The sequence below is a fragment of the Winslowiella toletana genome, from assembly GCF_032164335.1.
GTDB classification, from domain to species: Bacteria; Pseudomonadota; Gammaproteobacteria; order Enterobacterales; family Enterobacteriaceae; genus Erwinia; species Erwinia toletana_A.
Genome location: NZ_CP134152.1, coordinates 653,482 through 670,535, shown reverse-complemented (window position 1 = coordinate 670,535; position 17,054 = coordinate 653,482). Strand labels below are relative to the sequence as shown.

Annotated in this window: 15 protein-coding genes, 3 tRNA genes and 1 pseudogene; 11 read left to right on the top strand and 8 right to left on the bottom strand. The window is 53.3% G+C overall.

What is annotated here, in order from left to right; all coding sequences use genetic code 11:
* The first annotated feature begins 103 nt into the window (after nucleotides 1–103).
* The 3 genes from RIN69_RS03135 (at nucleotide 104) to RIN69_RS03125 (ending at nucleotide 424) form a co-directional block, all read left to right on the top strand.
* Nucleotides 104–190: transfer RNA gene (locus tag RIN69_RS03135), tRNA-Leu, on the top strand.
* A 27-nt stretch (nucleotides 191–217) separates the two neighbouring features.
* Nucleotides 218–304: transfer RNA gene (locus RIN69_RS03130), tRNA-Leu, on the top strand.
* Nucleotides 305–337: 33 nt separating this feature from the next.
* Nucleotides 338–424 (top strand) — tRNA-Leu (locus RIN69_RS03125).
* Nucleotides 425–492: 68 nt separating this feature from the next.
* Here RIN69_RS03125 and RIN69_RS03120 read toward each other — a convergent pair.
* Nucleotides 493–729, bottom strand: coding sequence for a DUF1435 domain-containing protein (locus tag RIN69_RS03120; protein ID WP_313855493.1), 237 nt, complete (start codon nucleotides 727–729; stop codon nucleotides 493–495).
* Between the two features lie 310 nt (nucleotides 730–1,039).
* On the opposite strand from RIN69_RS03120, the gene RIN69_RS03115 reads away from it, so the two are divergent.
* The 5 genes and pseudogenes from RIN69_RS03115 (at nucleotide 1,040) to RIN69_RS03095 (ending at nucleotide 5,535) form a co-directional block, all read left to right on the top strand.
* Nucleotides 1,040–2,137 (top strand): GGDEF domain-containing protein, encoded by a 1,098-nt coding sequence (locus tag RIN69_RS03115; protein ID WP_313855492.1) that lies wholly within the window; start codon nucleotides 1,040–1,042, stop codon nucleotides 2,135–2,137.
* Between the two features lie 317 nt (nucleotides 2,138–2,454).
* Entirely contained in the window at nucleotides 2,455–3,249 is a 795-nt protein-coding gene (gene fhuF, locus RIN69_RS03110) for a siderophore-iron reductase FhuF (RefSeq protein WP_313855491.1), read from the top strand.
* Nucleotides 3,250–3,272: 23 nt separating this feature from the next.
* Nucleotides 3,273–3,449, top strand: a pseudogene (locus RIN69_RS03105) (YbaK/EbsC family protein); the annotation flags it as partial.
* A gap of 153 nt (nucleotides 3,450–3,602) precedes the next feature.
* Nucleotides 3,603–4,034 carry a DUF2946 domain-containing protein gene (locus tag RIN69_RS03100; protein ID WP_313855490.1) on the top strand — a complete coding sequence of 144 codons (432 nt, stop codon included), beginning with the start codon at nucleotides 3,603–3,605 and terminating at the stop codon, nucleotides 4,032–4,034.
* 73 nt (nucleotides 4,035–4,107) lie between these two features.
* On the top strand, nucleotides 4,108–5,535 hold the full coding sequence (locus RIN69_RS03095; protein ID WP_313855489.1) for a PepSY-associated TM helix domain-containing protein: 1,428 nt from the start codon (nucleotides 4,108–4,110) through the stop codon (nucleotides 5,533–5,535).
* 49 nt (nucleotides 5,536–5,584) lie between these two features.
* Here the strand turns inward: RIN69_RS03095 and RIN69_RS03090 are convergent, their stop codons facing one another.
* The 3 genes from RIN69_RS03090 to RIN69_RS03080 all read right to left on the bottom strand — a co-directional run bounded on the left by RIN69_RS03090 (nucleotide 5,585) and on the right by RIN69_RS03080 (nucleotide 9,101).
* On the bottom strand, nucleotides 5,585–6,571 hold the full coding sequence (locus RIN69_RS03090; RefSeq protein ID WP_313855487.1) for a nucleoside hydrolase: 987 nt from the start codon (nucleotides 6,569–6,571) through the stop codon (nucleotides 5,585–5,587).
* 11 nt (nucleotides 6,572–6,582) lie between these two features.
* Nucleotides 6,583–7,617: a LacI family DNA-binding transcriptional regulator gene (locus RIN69_RS03085; RefSeq protein WP_313855485.1), complete on the bottom strand. Its 1,035-nt coding sequence runs from the start codon at nucleotides 7,615–7,617 to the stop codon at nucleotides 6,583–6,585.
* An 89-nt stretch (nucleotides 7,618–7,706) separates the two neighbouring features.
* Nucleotides 7,707–9,101, bottom strand: coding sequence for an MFS transporter (locus RIN69_RS03080; RefSeq protein WP_313855484.1), 1,395 nt, complete (start codon nucleotides 9,099–9,101; stop codon nucleotides 7,707–7,709).
* A 612-nt stretch (nucleotides 9,102–9,713) separates the two neighbouring features.
* Between RIN69_RS03080 and RIN69_RS03075 the strand changes: the two genes are divergently transcribed.
* Entirely contained in the window at nucleotides 9,714–10,268 is a 555-nt protein-coding gene (locus tag RIN69_RS03075) for a histidine phosphatase family protein (protein WP_313855483.1), read from the top strand.
* On the opposite strand, the gene RIN69_RS03070 is transcribed toward RIN69_RS03075, so the two are convergent.
* From RIN69_RS03070 to RIN69_RS03055, 4 genes are all read right to left on the bottom strand, one after another.
* Complete coding sequence (locus RIN69_RS03070) at nucleotides 10,265–10,897, bottom strand: Vat family streptogramin A O-acetyltransferase (RefSeq protein ID WP_313855482.1); 633 nt, start codon at nucleotides 10,895–10,897, stop codon at nucleotides 10,265–10,267. The genes RIN69_RS03075 and RIN69_RS03070 overlap by 4 nt on opposite strands.
* A gap of 53 nt (nucleotides 10,898–10,950) precedes the next feature.
* Nucleotides 10,951–11,985, bottom strand: a complete 1,035-nt coding sequence (locus RIN69_RS03065) for a tartrate dehydrogenase (protein WP_313855481.1) — start codon at nucleotides 11,983–11,985, stop codon at nucleotides 10,951–10,953.
* A 20-nt stretch (nucleotides 11,986–12,005) separates the two neighbouring features.
* Nucleotides 12,006–12,956, bottom strand: coding sequence for a beta-propeller fold lactonase family protein (locus tag RIN69_RS03060; RefSeq protein WP_313855480.1), 951 nt, complete (start codon nucleotides 12,954–12,956; stop codon nucleotides 12,006–12,008).
* Nucleotides 12,957–13,029: 73 nt separating this feature from the next.
* Complete coding sequence (locus RIN69_RS03055) at nucleotides 13,030–13,956, bottom strand: LysR family transcriptional regulator (RefSeq protein WP_313855478.1); 927 nt, start codon at nucleotides 13,954–13,956, stop codon at nucleotides 13,030–13,032.
* A gap of 114 nt (nucleotides 13,957–14,070) precedes the next feature.
* Between RIN69_RS03055 and RIN69_RS03050 the strand changes: the two genes are divergently transcribed.
* Nucleotides 14,071–14,460, top strand: coding sequence for a tautomerase family protein (locus RIN69_RS03050; RefSeq protein WP_313855476.1), 390 nt, complete (start codon nucleotides 14,071–14,073; stop codon nucleotides 14,458–14,460).
* A 196-nt stretch (nucleotides 14,461–14,656) separates the two neighbouring features.
* On the top strand, nucleotides 14,657–16,960 hold the full coding sequence (gene opgB, locus RIN69_RS03045; protein WP_313855475.1) for a phosphatidylglycerol--membrane-oligosaccharide glycerophosphotransferase: 2,304 nt from the start codon (nucleotides 14,657–14,659) through the stop codon (nucleotides 16,958–16,960).
* The last annotated feature ends 94 nt before the right edge of the window (nucleotides 16,961–17,054 follow it).

The window sequence follows — 17,054 nt, the reverse complement described above, 5'->3', positions numbered from 1 at the left end:
TTAACGCAATCATTCCATGACGATGAAATATCTGTTGACGTCCCGGTGAAAATCTCTAGAATGCGCCTCCGTGGTTGCAATACTAATAAAGTATTGTCGGTATGCGAAGGTGGCGGAATTGGTAGACGCGCTAGCTTCAGGTGTTAGTGTCTTAACGGACGTGAGGGTTCAAGTCCCTCTCTTCGCACCAACAACCATGATATTGCTTTGCATTTGCGCGAAGGTGGCGGAATTGGTAGACGCGCTAGCTTCAGGTGTTAGTGTCTTAACGGACGTGAGGGTTCAAGTCCCTCTCTTCGCACCAATGCAGCAGTGATACAAAATTTACAACGACGATGCGAAGGTGGCGGAATTGGTAGACGCGCTAGCTTCAGGTGTTAGTGTCTTAACGGACGTGAGGGTTCAAGTCCCTCTCTTCGCACCAAGTTGTAAACTCTTCCTGTTGTCCCTTCCCCTCTGATTTAAATTACTTCCCTGTTTTTGTGACTTCCCTTACCAGACGGTAAATTTCAACGAAATCGCGACCAGACATCCGGCCAGTGCTACGCATGAAGGCAGCAGCAGATAATGACGCAGCTTTTTATGGTAGAGCATACTGACGGTCGCCAGCAGCGCGATAACCATCACCAGACGCCACTGATTAAATGAGAGTTCCATCATTGCCATTACCGGCATAATGGCACAAGGTAACAGCACGCCCCAGGCGCTATCCAGTCGTTTTCCTGACATCCAACCCACTCCCCCTGTTCACCTGCCGTTGCTACCCGTTAACCTTCAGGTTGCAGATAGCTGGCTACACTCTTCGCTGCGCATAGATGATAATGATTACCAATAGCATATGATAATTTTTTTCATTATGCAGCAAGAATTGTTGAAACTTTGACCCTGAGGATGACAGGCCATTGCTAAAGTGATAAATTGCGCACGATCAATATCTATAAAATCAAAATAATAACAGCTAAAAACTATTCCTGTTCGAATAATAAATTCGAATTCAGGCGTAGTGCTTTGATATTTCAGGGCTGCAGCGAGTATATATATGAAATTACAAACTTATGACGAATTGCTTCACAGCAAATATCGGCTAACTGTGATGTTATTTCTTTTTTTAAACACAGCCACATCACTGTTCTTTTTACTCAATAACCATTATCAATCGGCGTCGCAGATACTGTTGCCAACGGCACTGATCCCGTTACTGAGCACGGTGCTTTTAGGCTGGATGTTCTTAAAGCCACAAGCCAAATTCCCGCTATTAAATATTGTCGCGCTGATAACAGGAATACTTTGGGCCTGGCATATCGCCCTGAGGTATGAGCTGGTATTTTATTTTGATGGCAGTTACCTGATGATCAGTTTAATCAGTATTTTCTTTATCAGCTCGATTGCCCTGAGCGATCATCTGCTGGCATTTTGCCTGCATACCGCGCCCGCCGTGGTGACCGTACTGATACTCGACAACGGTAATAACTTGCTGATGATTCTGTTCACCATTGCGCTACCGCTGACTGGATTTACCCTGCACCACTTTATGCGGCGGCGCAGCGACAGCTTTACCCGCCGGCTGATGTCTCAGCTTTACGAAGAAAAACAGACCTATAGCGATCTCAGCATGCTCGATCCGTTGACCGGTTTATATAATCGTCGCGGCTTAAACAATCGTCTCCAGAACGTGCTGGAGAACCACTCCGGCAGTCATTTCGTGCTGCTGCTGGATATTGATCATTTCAAAGCTTATAACGACAATTACGGCCATGCTATGGGCGATCAGGCATTGGCACGCGTCTCTGTCGCGATCCGCGATGCGGTGCGCTCGCGCGATATTGTCACACGCTACGGTGGTGAAGAGTTTCTGGTGCTGCTGACCAATGTTAATGCCTCAATTGCCCTGAAACTGGCTGAGCGTATTCGTCAGTACGTACTGGATTTAGATATTCCGCACCGGTTTAATGAACGGGTCGCCACGCACGTTACTATCAGCGCGGGTATCGCTCCCCTGTTTGACGATGACTTTGAGCAGGCGCTGGCGAATGCCGATCGCGCACTGTACGTGGCTAAAAATCAGGGGCGCAATACTATTCTTTGCTGGGATACGTTGGCGGCAGCCACTTCCAAGGTGCCCGCCGATATTCACTGATCGCAGCCCTGTCACGGGGCTGCTTATTTCCCACCAGACTTTCTGCCAAATAAAAATCAAAATTCTAATGCCTGTTAATCGGTTATTTATCGTTTTGAGATCGCTTTACACGCTGAATTGCTACCCGCGACGCTAATTATCTGAGCATCAGAAAAAACTGATTCAGCGCTTCAGGGGTTCGCAGAGATCGGGTGGCGAGAAATGCTATCGACGAAAGAGTGCCGTTGATCAGCTTGCCTGCGTTTTACATCCTGGATAGAATCAAGAACGATTATCATTTGTTTTCGTATCACGGTAACGCTGCACACAGGATGCCCATGGCAATCATTACGCGTCAGGCTTATGAGTATGGTTCGAGTCCACTGATCTTTCTGCAAAGTGACAGATCGCTGAGCAGTGCGCTGCATGCGCTGTTTACTGAACATCGTGCTCATTTCCTCGACAGCGTTAAGCTGGGTGAAGAAGCTCCGGCTGGCTGTATGCCGCTGGCAAACTGGTCGCAAGCTGATACGTTTTTACCGCTCACTCAGCGGTACAGCGACTACCTCTATCGCGATCATCCGGATACGCCACGCGAAGCCAAACCGCTACAGTCACTGTGGGCGCAATGGTATTTCGGCCTGATTGTGCCACCGATGATGATGGCGCTGTTGCTGGAGCCGCGCGCGCTCGACTGTTCGGCAGAGCATTTCCATATTGAGTTCCATGAGACTGGCCGCCCGGCCTGTTACTGGCTCGACGTGCGTGAAGATGACGACGCCCGCTATCTCAGCGCCCGCCAGCGCATCGACCGCATGATCCAGCGCCATCTGCTGCCGGTGGTGCAGGGGATTGAGCAACATGGCGACATCAATGCCAAACTTATCTGGAATAACACCGGTTACCTGATGCACTGGTTTCTCGGTGAACTGAAACCTTTCCTCGATGAAGATACGCTGGTCACTCTCGAGCATGCGCTGTTCTTCTCGCGTGAGCTGCTGAACGGTGCAGATAATCCACTGTATCGCACCATGATCCCACGCGACGGCGCCATGCAGCGCCGCAGCTGCTGCCAGCGCTATCGTATTCCTGATGTGCAACGCTGCGGTGACTGCACGTTAAAGTGCGCCTGATCTCAGCGGCTTGCTGACAAATTATTTGCCCGTTTGGCCTTGAGAATCCGCTGCCGGTTTATTGTGATGTATCACTGCAAACCTTTGCTGAAGTGCTGCCCGCCGCCGGAGCGATTTACAGCGCGGTGCGCATCTCGCCGCAGCAGATGGCCGAGCTGACCGCCGCAGAATGGGTTGATGTGTGTCAGCCCGCTGACTAGCCTGCAATTGTTGACAGCGGCCTGTTGCCGCTGCCCGCACGGCACAAAGCACAATGTTCTGCATTGGATGCGGGAAATTTCTGCATCGAACGTTATCAACATCCCTGGTGGTTTCAGCTACAATCCCCCGCGTTGAAAAGTTATGGATTTAACGTGTCTCTGATTCAGATTCATGCTTCGCGCAGCCGCCTGCCCGCCTGGTTGGGACTGATCGCGATTCTGCTGCTGTTTATTGCGCCGGTGATCTCAAAATCACTGGCACATGCCCATGGCGCAGAGATGCCGATGATGATGATGTCGCATCATGGCGAGATGGCGATGGCAGATATGCCGCATCATATGTCGTCATCTGAGCGGGTGCGGCCAGCACCGGTGCACCACATGTCGATGATGGATGACAGCGCCTGCGGCTACTGTGTGCTGCTGATCCATCTGCCACTGAATCTGAGCAACCTGCCTCAACTCTGGAGTATGCTACAGGCGGCGACGCGCCCGATAGCGCGCCCTGAGCCACTGCATATCGCTATCTTTGTTCCCATCCACTTCCGCTCGCGTGCCCCACCGTTTCCGACACTGACTTTCTGAAACGCTAATTTATAAACCTGTCGCGTAAGCAGACAGGCACCTGCACATGCCTGCTATGGGCAAAGGAACTTTTATGTCGGAAAAAATCATCCCGGCCGCGTCATCCGCGCGCGCCGAAAATGCACAAAGCACCCAGGCGATCATGCATCTGTTGCGTCGTCTGCACTTCTATATTGGCCTGTTTATCGGCCCATTTATTTTCGTCGCCGCGCTGACCGGCACACTGTATGTCCTCACGCCGCAGCTGGAAAATAAGCTGTATGCGCAACAGTTATTTACCAGCGCCAGTGGTGAAGATCGACCACTGTCGCAACAGGTAGCCAGCGCGCTTCATCATATGGGCGCTGAAGCCCATATCGTCGCGGTACGGCCTGCACCCTCTGCCGGGGAAACCACCCGCGTGATGTTTCGCGATGCGACAGCTGGCCCATCGGAAACTCATGCGGTGTTTATTGACCCTAAAACGCTGGAGATTCGCGGTGAGCTGACGGCCTATGGCACCAGCGGTATCCTGCCATTCCGCACCTGGCTGGACTATCTGCATCGCAATTTATTGCTGGGTGAGTTTGGCCGTAACTACAGTGAGCTGGCCGCCAGCTGGCTATGGGTTGCCGCGCTGGGTGGCGCGGCGTTGTGGGCGATGAGCCGCGCGCCGCGCCGTAAAGCATCATCCCAGCGCGTTTCACGCACTGCCCGCTTCCTGCGTCAGCGCCACTGGCACACCACGCTTGGTCTGGTACTGCTGGTTGGGCTGGTGTTCTTCTCAGCCACCGGCTTAACCTGGTCGAACTGGGCGGGAAATAATATTTCGCAGATGCGCGCGCATTTTGGCTGGCTGACACCAGCGGTTAATACCCAGCTGGGTGGCACGCAGCACGCAATGCCAGCAGATGAGCATGCAGAGCACCATGGTCACGATATGGCGATGATGACCCACCACGCCGAACATGAGCCGCTGTCACCGGCGCAGTTCGATGCGGTAATGGCCGCTGCCCGTGCGGCCAATATTGATGCCGGTAAGGTGGAAATTCGTCCGGCCTATACGGCGGATAAAGCCTGGGTAGTGTCTGAAATCGATCGTCGCTGGCCAACGCAGGTCGATGCCGTAGCCGTCAATCCCCACAATTTCCAGGTCACCGATAAGGTCGAGTTTGCCAGTTTTGGCCTGTTAGCCAAACTGACGCGCTGGGGCGTCGATGCGCATATGGGCGTGCTGTTTGGGCTGGCAAACCAGCTGGTGCTGGCACTGTTTGGCGCCGGATTGTGCCTGATGGTGGTGTTAGGTTATCGCATGTGGTGGCTGCGTCGTCCGGCGCTGAAACAGCAGGCGAATCCGGCGGATACCCTGATTTACGGCTGGCGTAAGCTGAATCTCAGCGGACGTTTTTTACTGTCTGTGCTGGTTATCGCGCTGGCATTCAGCCTGCCATTAATGGGCATCAGCCTGCTGCTGTTTTTACTGATTGATTTCGTGCGCTGGAAGAGAAGTGCTAACGCCTGACGCGGAATAGTCTGTCAGCGGGGCGGCATTTCTCGCCGCCCCATTCCTCTCAGTATTCTGACGCTGCCAGCGCCTGCTCCAGCATAGTTAACAGCAGCGGGTTATCTACCGTTTGCAACACATGCACCAACCCACCCGCCGGCTGCGGAATGCCAACATTCACTCGCAGCGGCTGACGATAACGCCACGACTTGCCACGCGTTGGGCCAGCATGCAGTTCCACATCCGCATAATAATCGCTCGCAGTGGCGACCCGCTGATTTAACAGCCAGGCAACCACCAGCGCGTCGTGGATCCAGCAGCCGGGCAAGTTACGCGTTGTGATCGAGTAATCAATCCACGGTCGAAAAGTTTCGCTGACAAAACGCGCCAGTGGCTTATCGATTTGGGCAATCCTGTCAAGATCCTGATGGGTCATTAATGTCTGAGTCGTAACGTCCATCGGCACCAGAGTGATATTCGCACCGCTGGTCAGCACCTGATGGGCCGCTTCCGGATCGAGACCAAAATTGGTGTCCTTCAGATAATCATCTAAGGCAAATACGCCGCCCATAATTGCAATCTCGGCTACCGACTCAGCCAGCTGCGGATAGCGTTGCATCGCCCGCGCCACGTTAGTCAGCGGGCCAATTGCCACCAGCGTAATTTCACCCGGATTATCGCAAATTAGCTGGCCGATGGCGTCTACTGCAGCGTGCGTCGGCGTATCCTGCGCTGACGGCTGGCGTACGCCTTGCCACAAATGCGTCAGATTCAGCTGATGTACCCGCTGATCCAGCACCTGTCGCCATGGCTCAGGAGGTTCCTGAAGCGCCTGGCTTTCCCCTTTATACACCGGGATAGTCAGCCCGAGGCGGTTCAGCAGATCCTGCGCCACGCGATAGCCCACGTCTACCGGCGTATTACCGGCAACGGTGGTGATCATCTCCAGCGAAATATCCGGTGAGGCGATGGCCAGTGCTAAAGCCAGGCCATCATCAACATTTGCTCCTGCGATGCCATTCCCCGGATCGCAATCAATAATTACTCTTTTCATCTTTATTATCTTTATTTGCTGGCGCTTTCCGGCCTGACTGACTGGCAGCCACAGGATTCGCCGATTTCCAGCTGATGAGAAAACTCACGCAGCATCGCTTCGCCATTCCATGCTTTCAGCATCTCAATGGCCGTTTTTGCCATCTCCCTGATGGGCTGGCGCACGGTCGTCAGCGCAGGCACATGATACGCTGACTGATCGGTTCCGTTAAAACACACCAGAGCAATCTGTTCTGGTACGCGGATATTGTGTTGCTGCAATGCGCGAATACAGCCTATTGCCTGTGCTTCATTACTGGTAAACAGCGCACGCGGCAGCTTTTCGCCCTGCAGCATCTTTTCTGTCGCCTGATAACCGCCTTCGCGGGTATAGCTGGCCGGGAAGATCCACTGTGGATTGACCGTTAAACCATAGTGTTCCATCGCGTCACGCCAGCCGTTGATACGGTCCTGAGCATTCAGCATCTCGCTCGGGCCAGAGATAATGCCGACATCCTGATAGCCGTGGCTGAGTAAGTGCCCGGTGACCTGCCGTGAGGCGGCGCGTTCGTCAACCCGTAGCATGCTGACCTGTAATTCCGGGTCGACGCGATCCAGCATCACAAAAGGCGTACCGCTGGTTTTGATCAGGTCTATATACGGATGTCGGTCAACGCTATTGTAAAACAGACCATCGACCTGACGATTCAACAGGCTGTGAATCAGTTCCCGTTCACGTTCGCGGTCGTCGCCTGCGTCACCCAGCAAAATCACCAGCCCTTCGTTTAGCGCCTCCTGAATCAGCGCATGCGCCATTGACGCAATAAACGGATTGGAAATATTGGGCACCACTAAGCCATAGGTTTTCGTGCTGCCGGATGCCAGCGCGCGGGCGATACCATTTGGTCGGTAGCCGGTTTGTTTAATCGCATCAAGCACCCGCTGGCGCGTCGCCTCTGCCACCGGCCGTGGGCCATTGTTAATCACATAGCTCACCACCGCCACGGAAGTTCCTGCCAGCCTGGCAACGTCAGAACGGGTAACACGATCGGGATGCTGTTTAGCCAAACCTTTTACCTGCAGAGTAATCGATAAAAGAGAAAATGCCGGCCAGGCAACGCCCGGCCAGCCTGTTTACATCCCGGCGGCAACGCGGCTCAGATGGCATCCTCTGGAAGATTGAGATCGCGTCCGCGGGTTTCCGGTGCCACAAAGGTGGTGAGAAAACCGATAGCGGCCATCGCAGAGAAATAGACCGCAATCGGCCACCAGTGGCCAGTAAATGACAGCATCGCCGCAGCAATCAGCGGTGCAGTACCACCGGATAAAATCGACCCCAGCTCTTTTGCCACCGCCATTTTGGTGTAGCGATGCGTCACACCAAACATCTCGACGCCCCACGCGGCCTGCACACCGAAAATACCCAGCGAGGCCAGCGCCATACCGGTAACAATGGTCGCTATCACCAAAGCAGGCTCACGCGTATCAAGCAGCATAAAGGCGGGCCAGGCATAAATAATCAGTAACAGGCAGAACCAGCGATAGGTAATACGACGACCAAAACGATCGGACAGCCAGCCCGCCAGCGGGATAATCAGGAAACCTAACAGTGAAGCGATAAATACGGCGGTGGTCGGTACCGATTTGTCCACCATCAGCACTTTCGCCACATAGCCGACAATAAAGCCCTGCGCCAGATAGGAAGGGCCGTTCTCACCAATACGCAGGCCAACCATAATCCAGAACGCCTTACTGCGCTGCCAGAAACTCCGGCTGTCTTGTGTCGGCGGATGCGCGTCAATCATTTCGGCGCGTTGCGCCTCTAACTGCGCTTTCTTGCGCTCAAAAACCGGCGTTTCACGCAGGTTGCGGCGAATCCACAGCGCCGTCAGAGCAATCAGCGAACTACAAAGGAAGGGAATACGCCAGCCCCACTCCTGTAACTGTTGCTGGTCCATCTGTACCACCAGTAGCCACACCAGCGCAGCCAGCAGGGTGCCGCTGTTGGAACCCAGCGCGATAATTGAGGATACCAGCCCACGTCGTGCCACCGGCGCATATTCGCCGAGCATTACGGTACCGCCAGAAAGCTCCGCGCCAGCACCAAATCCCTGTGAGAAACGCAGGATCACCAGACAAACCGGCGCCCAGATGCCAATCGAGGCATAGCTGGGAATTAAACCAATCAGCGTAGTGGAAGCGCCCATCAGAATGATGGTGGTGACCATGACGGCCTTACGGCCTTTGCGATCGCCCAGCCAGCCAAAAAACAGTGCGCCGATGGGGCGGGCAATAAACCCGACGGACCAGGTGGCAAAACTGGAGAGGAGTGCCATCTCAGGAGTGGCTTCCGGGAAAAAGATATCGCCAAAGATAATTCCGGCGGCAAGTCCGTAGAGCGCAAAGTCGGCGTATTCCATCGCAGTACCCAACCAGCATGAGAAGGTGGCGCGCCAGAAATCTTTGCGTCCTTCTTCGGTGGTGAGTCGTTCATCAGCCGCGGAGTTTGCCGCTGGCGAAGCCTTTTGCACTACAGATTGAGGTGCGGTCATTCAAAAAATTCCCTGATGTTAGGAGATCTTAAGAGCGCCCTTCCGTGGGTCATCGTCCCTGTTTACGAAGAGATAACTCCCCGGTGAAGACGCTCAGTTTCTGAGCCATGATGAAAGGTCATTAAAGGATTCCCTGGTGTCAGGATCTTATGTTTGTTGCGCGCCTGTCGGTTTTTAATTAACCGATCGCTTAAGTAACGCGAAACAAATGCGACCATCACTTAGCAGCCAGAACAACCAGCGCTGTGAGTTATCACTATCCTTTAATTGTATCTACGCGCGTAGATAAATCAATAGCAAACCCAACTAATTATTAGATTACCTTCACATTCGATCGCCGTATTAAGATCGATGACTCGTAAAATCAGAGGGTTAAACAATCATCAATGGGTATAAAAACAGTAATTTTTATTCAACTGTTTAGTGCTAACCTTTGCTGCTGAGTCTGATACGCTGCTGAACGTTCAACTGGCCACTGTTTGTCGCATGGCAAGATGTCATTAAGATGAATCCCGTCGCAAAAGACGGACTGATTCTGAAAGTATCTGTCAGAGATACTGGCGGCAGAAACAATCGGCTACCCTGCATGGACGGCAACACAGGCTGGATAACATGGCTATTATTTTGATGCGGCACGGGAAACCCGATCACGCATTTCCGGCACGAATTTCTGCGCTGGCGATGGCGCAATGGTGTGAAGAATATAACCTCTCGCGGGTCAGCGATCTGCCACCGCAGCGTAGTCTGATGATCGCCAAAAAGGCCAACGTGATTGTTACCAGCACCCTGCCGCGCGCACTGTCGTCACTGGAAAAACTCGGTATGCAGGCGCACAGCAGCGATGCACTGTACAGTGAAGTCGACATCCCGATTCTGCCACTGACGCGCTTGCACCTGCCGCCGGCAATTTGGCTGTCACTGTGGCGCTTAATGTGGTTCTGTGGCTATTCAGGTTCGGTAGAGTCATTTAAATCGGCCACCGCACGCGCCCGGCAGGCGGCGAAACAGCTGATTCGCTTGTCAGAACAGGGCACGGTTCTGCTGGTTGGCCACGGCATTATGAATAAAATGATCGCCCGTGAGTTACGCAAGCAGGGCTGGCAAGGGGAAAAACATGCCAGCAGCCGTCACTGGAGCACGGCGATTTATAACCGGCCATTTATTTAACTGTCACGCGCCAGCGCGTCGATATCCCCGGCGACTATGTGCGGCAAGCGGGCGGTGATTTTATCTACCGGCCAGTCCCACCAGCGCAGCGCTTCTAAGCGCGCAATCTGCTCCGGCTCAAAACGCATTTTAATCACCGCGGCCGGATTACCGCCGACGACGCTGTAAGCGGGCACATCACGCGTCACCACCGCGCGCGAAGAGATAATCGCGCCATTGCCGATGTTCACCCCCGGCATAATCAGTGCGTCATAACCTATCCACACGTCATTGCCAACGCGCGTATCACCTTTAAACGGTAACTCGCTTTTAGGCGGCATACTGTTTTCCCAGCCGCCGCCAAAGATCCAGAAAGGATAGGTCGATAGTCCGGAAAGCGGATGATTGGCACCGTTCATAATAAATTTAACCCCGCGTGCCAGTGCACAAAACTTGCCGATTACCAGCTTATCGCCGATAAACGGAAACAGATAAAGCACATTTCGTTCGAAATTTTCTGCACCGTCAGGATCGTCATAATAGCTGTAATCACCCACCTCAATTTGCGGATTCTGCACCACATTTTTCAGATAGCAAACCTGTGGGAAACCGGCCATCGGATACGGATTATTGGGATTAGGTCCCTGCATTATTCACTCCTTGCGGTGATTAATCTGACGTAATCACCGCATGACCATCACAATTAAATATGACGTAATACCGCGTCAGTTATCGCAGCGGTAGTTTGCGTCTGGTTTAGCTGACCTTCGGCAGTCACGCGCGCCAGCGCCTGCATTATGCCTTGTGCTGCCGCCTGCTCACCAAGATGCTCCAGCATCAGCGCCCCTGACCAGATGGCAGCCATCGGATTGGCAATATTCTGCCCGGCAATATCCGGGGCCGAGCCGTGTACCGGTTCAAACATCGACGGTAGCGCCGGGTTCGGGTTGAGATTAGCCGAGGCGGCATAGCCCAGCCCGCCCTGAATCGCCGCCCCCAGGTCGGTCAGAATATCGCCGAACAGATTCGATGCCACCACCACATCCAGTGAGTCGGGCTGCATCACAAAGCGCGCCGCAATGGCATCAATGTGATAGCGCGTGACGCTGACATCCGGATACTCTTTGGCTATCTCGTCAGTGATTTCATCCCACATCACCATCGTGTATTTCTGCGCATTGGATTTGGTTACCGACGCCAGACGCCCGCTGCGCTGACGTGCCGCCTCAAAGCCAAACCGTAAAATACGCTCGACACCCTGACGGGTGAAAATCGAGGTTTCAACCGCCACTTCCTGCGGTGAGCCCTGATGTACCCGGCCACCGGCGCCGCTATACTCCCCTTCGGTATTTTCACGAATACAGAGAATATCGAAGTTTTCATGACGAAGCGGGCCGCGAACGCCCGGCAATAGCCGATGCGGGCGCACATTGGCGAACAGATCGAACTGTTTACGGATTGGCAGCAATAAACCGTGCAGCGAGATATTATCAGGCACCCGCTGTGGCCAGCCCACAGCGCCAAGCAGAATGGCATTAAACTGGCGCAGTGTGGCGATGCCGTCTTTCGGCATCATCTCGCCGTGCTCCAGATAGTAGTTGCATGACCACGGAAACCACTCGCCTTCAAGAGTAAACTGATGCACTTTTGCGCTCTGTTCCAGCACCTGCCATGCCGCTTTAATCACATCGACGCCAATGCCGTCGCCCGGAATTACGGCCACTTTATAGTTGTTCATTCACTCCCTCTCAAACGGTTTCAGGCCAGGGTAAAATAACTCAGCACTTCACATCCACGTCCGACCGACGGCGTGGCGATCACTTTGCCTTCCACCACGTCGATCACGCTCAGGGTGCCATCCTCTTCATTGGCTATCAGTAAAGTGCGATTATCCGGACTGAAGCAGCCATCCATCGGCTTGTTGCCGACTTTTATCTGCTTCAGCGGCGTCAGCATCTCATCGAACAGCGTAATAATCGGTTCGCCAGCGCCAATCACCACCAGCAGCGCGCCATCTTCACTAAAGCGAACAATCTGCGCGGCTTTTTTATGGCCCGGTAATGGCAGATAATGACGGATACGATGGCTTTCAGCATCAAGCACATACAACAATGGCCGTTCGGCATCGGTGGCAACCAGATAGGGATAGCGCGACGAGGCGGCAATACCGTTGATGGCACGCGGCATCAAAATATTCTCCACCACTTCACCATGCGTGGTGCAGAGATCGATCACCGTGATGCTGGCATCCTCTTCGTTCTCGGTAAACAATTTGCGGCCTGAGGGCAGAATCGTCAGGCGATGGCTGTTATGCGAAGGCAGCGCGATCTTATCGATCGGCAGATCGGTTTCAGGATCGATCACCAGGATGGTGGCACTGTTCTCGCAGCAAATATACACCCGGCCATCTTTGCCAAGGCGCGCAGTATGCGGCGACACCAGCGGGCGAATATCAATAAAATCCTTTAGCTGGCGCGTCACCAGATCGATAACCGCGATTTTATGCCCGGGATGCGGGTTATCACCGTGAACACCGTCACCGAAAATCGGTACGTAAGCTTTATTTTGCTGCGGCAGAATCAGCAGCTCATGGGGTCGTGGAGGAAAGGCGTTAAGCTGCTGCTCAACGGCAAAAGTCTGCGGATTCAGAAACAGTACGTTGCTACCCTGCTTATCAACGGCGATCAGGCCGAATGGCGCATGAGTCATATTGTTCTCCTTGCTGACAAGTGAGAATTCACTACTTTAAGCGTAGTTCATTGACCGATGCCGTTGAAAAACGTCAGGAATCGCGCTGAAAAGCCGCGCGCAGCCAGTGGCTGAACTCGGTTACCGCACGGGGCACCTGCACCGCATACGGCCGCACAATATACAGCTTATCGGCAAACGCACCGACGGTGCGCCACTGTGGCAAAACTTCTCGTAAACCGCCATTTTCCAGCGCCGCCCGGGCGCTAAAGTCCGGCAGCATGGCGATACCTAAACCGTCCAGCGCCGCATCACGAATCGACTCACTATTATTGGTGGCAAATGGCCCACTGACGCTGACCGTCACCTGCTCGCTGGCCGCCTCGTGACGGGCAAAGGTCCAGCGCGGCAGTTCGACTCCACGTGGGTAATAGAGGCACTGATGCTGATGCAGATCCTGCGGCGTGCCCGGTTCGCCATACTCAGCCAGATAAGCCGGTGAGGCGACTAACAGCGCGCGCGTCTCACACAGCGGCAGCGCGACGTGAGTTTCCGGCAGATTATTACTGTGGCGGATCGCCAGATCAAAGCCTTCACTGGACAGTGAAATCAGACGGTCGGACACTTCCAGCTGCACGCGCACCTGCGGATGCTGGCGCAGAAAGCCGGTGATATGCGGCACCAGCTGCTGACGGGCAAACGCCACCGGCGCGGTTACGCGTACCATTCCACGCAGTGGCCCACTGGAATCTCTGACGCTGAAAAAACTTTGGGCGATCTGCGAAAAAGGCGCGCGCAGATCCTCCACCAGCTTTTCACCGGCGCTGGTCAGCCGCACGCTGCGCGTGGTGCGCTGCACCAGCGCCACGCCGGCCATCTCTTCCAGCTGTTTGATTTTTTGGCTCATCGCCGCCTTGCTGACCTCCAGCCGCTCAGCCGCACGGGTAAAACTTCCCTGCTCGGCCAGCACCGTCAGCCAGTGCAGATGAATCCACAACGCATCGGTTTTCAGTTCTTTCATCAGGATTGTTCAAAATAATAAATAATCATTTCAAGTATAGCGCTTTTTCTTCGCCGCCTGCAGGTGCAGGATAACCCAGTGAGTTTCCCCTTTTATGCCATGCCAGGAGCCAATATGCCGTTACTACAATTCGATGTAATTCAGGGCCGTTCAGAATCTGAAATGAAAACTCTGCTGGATGCGGCGCATCGCGCAGTACTGGCGGCGTTTCAGGTTCCGGCGCGTGACCGGTATCAGATTGTTCACGAAAATAAAAGATACCAAATGGTTTTCGAGGATACCGGCCTTGGGCTGCAACGCAGCGATAATCTGGTGATGGTTCGGGTGTTTACCAGCCCACGTAGCGACCAGCAGAAACAGTTTTTTATGGCTGAACTGGCGCGCGAATTTAAACAGAGTTGCGGCATTGCCGGCAGCGATCTGATGATCACGTTTATTAGCAACGACAAGGGTGACTGGAGTTTTGGCAACGGCGTTGCCCAGTATATTACCGGCGAGCTCTGAACCCTCTCGCCTGATTTCCGGCCAACAGATCCGCCTTCCCTGAGCGGATCTCTTTTTGCCTGATTCAGAGCCAGCCCGCATTTCTGCCAGCTCCAGTTGCCTGCCTGCGCCTCTCAGGCTAAATTGGACGCGCGTATCGCTACCGGGAGGAAGGGTAAGCGCAAAGGAAAGCGGGTTTAGAACAAGAGAGGAATTGATGTCGTCGGAACTACTTTCAGTTATTTTATTTTTAACTGCTATTTTGCTTTATGCGTTTAAAGCCGGGCGTAATAATATTTGGTTTAGCGTTATTCTCATCACATCAGGCTTGTTTGTTATTCTGAATGCGACGCTGTTCGCCAGCAACTATTTCACCGGCGACGGCATCAATGACGCGGTCATTTACACCCTGACTAACAGCCTGGAAGGTGCCGGATTCGGCAAATATATCCTGCCCGCCATCGGTCTGTTCGCCGGGCTGCTGCTGATATTCTGTCTGCTCTCTTGGATTCTCCGGCGGCGTAATCATCTGCCCCACCATTTTGGCTATAGCCTGCTGGCATTGCTGCTTTCACTCGCCTCAATTAAGACCACTCCCGCGTTTCAGCAGGTGTACGATCTGGTGCGCTCACAGACGCGCCAGGGCGAATCAGACTTTAGCGCACACTATCAAGTGCCGCATAAAACCATGAACGGCAGCAAACCGAATCTGGTGTATATCTACGCTGAGAGCCTCGAACGCACCTATTTTAACTCAGAAGCTTTTCCAGGCCTGACCGAAGAGTTGAGTGCGTTAAAAGACGACGCGATTGATTTCAGCCATACCGAGCAGCTGCCCGGCACGGATTACACCATCGCCGGTATGGTAGCTTCGCAATGCGGCATACCGCTATTTGCGCCGTTTAATGGCAATGCATCCTCTGCCCTGTCGAGCTTTTACCCGGAAAACATCTGCCTCGGCGATATCCTTAAGGCTTCCGGCTATACCAACTACTTTATCCAGGGGGCCGATTTACGCTTCGCGGGTAAAGATCTGTTTCTGAAATCCCATGGCTTCGACAGTCAGAATCTGTACGGTGCACGTGAGCTGGAAACGCTCGTCACCGATGCGAAATACCGCAACAACTGGGGATATTACGACGACACGGTGATGGATGAGGTGTATCAGAAGTTTAGCGAACTGTCACAGCAGAACACGCGCTTCGCGCTATTTACCCTGACTGTCGACACCCACCATCCTGACGGTTTTATCTCACGCAGCTGCCAGCGCAAAACTTACAGCATCGAGGGTAAGGCGAATCAGTCCCTAAGCGCCGTTACCTGTAGCCAGCAGCACATTGCGCGTCTGATAGAGAGAATTAAGGCATCACCTTACTTTAACAATACCGTGATTGTGGTCTCCAGCGACCATCTGGCGATGAATAACAGCGCCTATAAATATCTCACAAAGCAGGATCGCAAAAACCTGTTCTTTATTATTCGTGGCGATCGGCCAGAAAGCGATGTAATCACCGTCAAACGCAGCTCGCTGGATAACGGTGCGACGGTGCTGGATATTTTAGGTGGCGATAACTATATCGGCCTTGGCCGCAGCAGCCTGTCTGGCATTTCGCTTTCGTCTTCATTTCTTAATATGAAAGAGAAGATCATCGAGTGGAAGCCGGACATTATACGCCTGTGGAACTTCCCGAAAACGCTGACTGATTTCACTATCGATAAGAAAAATGGCACCTTCAGTTTCTCCGGCGCTAACTTTAAACTACCGCTGCTGCTTCGCGTGAGCGAAGGTAAGGTCGAGCCATTCCCGGAAGGGGAATACTCTACTCCATTGCGCTATCAGCTGGCGGAATTTGCCGCTGACGACATGTTTGTCTGGGTGGATACCTGCTTCAAAATGGCGCGACTCTGGCAGCCAGAACTGGCGCTTTCCCGTCAGCTTTGCCTGTCCAGCGGCCAGCTAAACGGCCAGCCGCAGGTTATGCAGATTGACGGTGACAATTATCACGGCACCGCCGACTTTAAGCCGGTACAGGGCGATGATAAACAGTTCAGGCAGAATATCGACGAGCTTAAAATTGAAGATAACGCTATCCGCTACCAGGCCGACAGCTTTATTTTCAATCTGCCTGGCGCACCGCAAACGGTGAAAAGTTTTAGCGGTATTTCGCGTCCGGAGCCGTGGGGGCGCTGGTCAAATGCCAATCTGGCGCCGGAGGTTAAAATCGAATATCGCGAACCTCTGCCGCAAAGCTTTGATCTGGTGATTACCGCGCGCGCCATTGGCCCGAATATCCATCGCCCGATTCCGGTTAGCGTTGGTGAGGATATTCAGCAGCTGAACCTGACTGAACAGGCCACTACCACCACCTTGCATTTCAGCAACCCACAGCAGGCCAGCACGCTGGTAATTACACCGCCAGAGCCGATTGTCTCAGATGAAGGCAATATCATCGGCCACGACCCGCGTAAACTGGGAATTGGTATGATAGATATTAAGATTGTACCGACCCGGCAAAATTAACGGAATGATTAACGACGTAGCCTGACAGCTGCGTCGTTAATTCCCATTAGTCAAATAAAGCTATTGATAAATTGAACCGCTTTATGCTTTACTT

Excerpts from the sequence above, each read along its gene's own strand:
- RIN69_RS03055 (WP_313855478.1), bottom strand. The coding sequence starts at position 13,956 with ATGAAAGAACTGAAAACCGATGCGTTGTGGATTCATCTGCACTGGCTG.
- RIN69_RS03095 (WP_313855489.1), top strand. The coding sequence starts at position 4,108 with ATGTCGGAAAAAATCATCCCGGCCGCGTCATCCGCGCGCGCCGAAAAT.
- RIN69_RS03065 (WP_313855481.1), bottom strand. The coding sequence starts at position 11,985 with ATGAACAACTATAAAGTGGCCGTAATTCCGGGCGACGGCATTGGCGTC.
- RIN69_RS03115 (WP_313855492.1), top strand. The coding sequence starts at position 1,040 with ATGAAATTACAAACTTATGACGAATTGCTTCACAGCAAATATCGGCTA.
- RIN69_RS03090 (WP_313855487.1), bottom strand. The coding sequence starts at position 6,571 with ATGAAAAGAGTAATTATTGATTGCGATCCGGGGAATGGCATCGCAGGA.
- RIN69_RS03050 (WP_313855476.1), top strand. The coding sequence starts at position 14,071 with ATGCCGTTACTACAATTCGATGTAATTCAGGGCCGTTCAGAATCTGAA.
- opgB (WP_313855475.1), top strand. The coding sequence starts at position 14,657 with ATGTCGTCGGAACTACTTTCAGTTATTTTATTTTTAACTGCTATTTTG.
- RIN69_RS03060 (WP_313855480.1), bottom strand. The coding sequence starts at position 12,956 with ATGACTCATGCGCCATTCGGCCTGATCGCCGTTGATAAGCAGGGTAGC.
- RIN69_RS03120 (WP_313855493.1), bottom strand. The coding sequence starts at position 729 with ATGTCAGGAAAACGACTGGATAGCGCCTGGGGCGTGCTGTTACCTTGT.
- RIN69_RS03070 (WP_313855482.1), bottom strand. The coding sequence starts at position 10,897 with ATGCAGGGACCTAATCCCAATAATCCGTATCCGATGGCCGGTTTCCCA.
- RIN69_RS03080 (WP_313855484.1), bottom strand. The coding sequence starts at position 9,101 with ATGACCGCACCTCAATCTGTAGTGCAAAAGGCTTCGCCAGCGGCAAAC.
- fhuF (WP_313855491.1), top strand. The coding sequence starts at position 2,455 with ATGGCAATCATTACGCGTCAGGCTTATGAGTATGGTTCGAGTCCACTG.
- RIN69_RS03075 (WP_313855483.1), top strand. The coding sequence starts at position 9,714 with ATGGCTATTATTTTGATGCGGCACGGGAAACCCGATCACGCATTTCCG.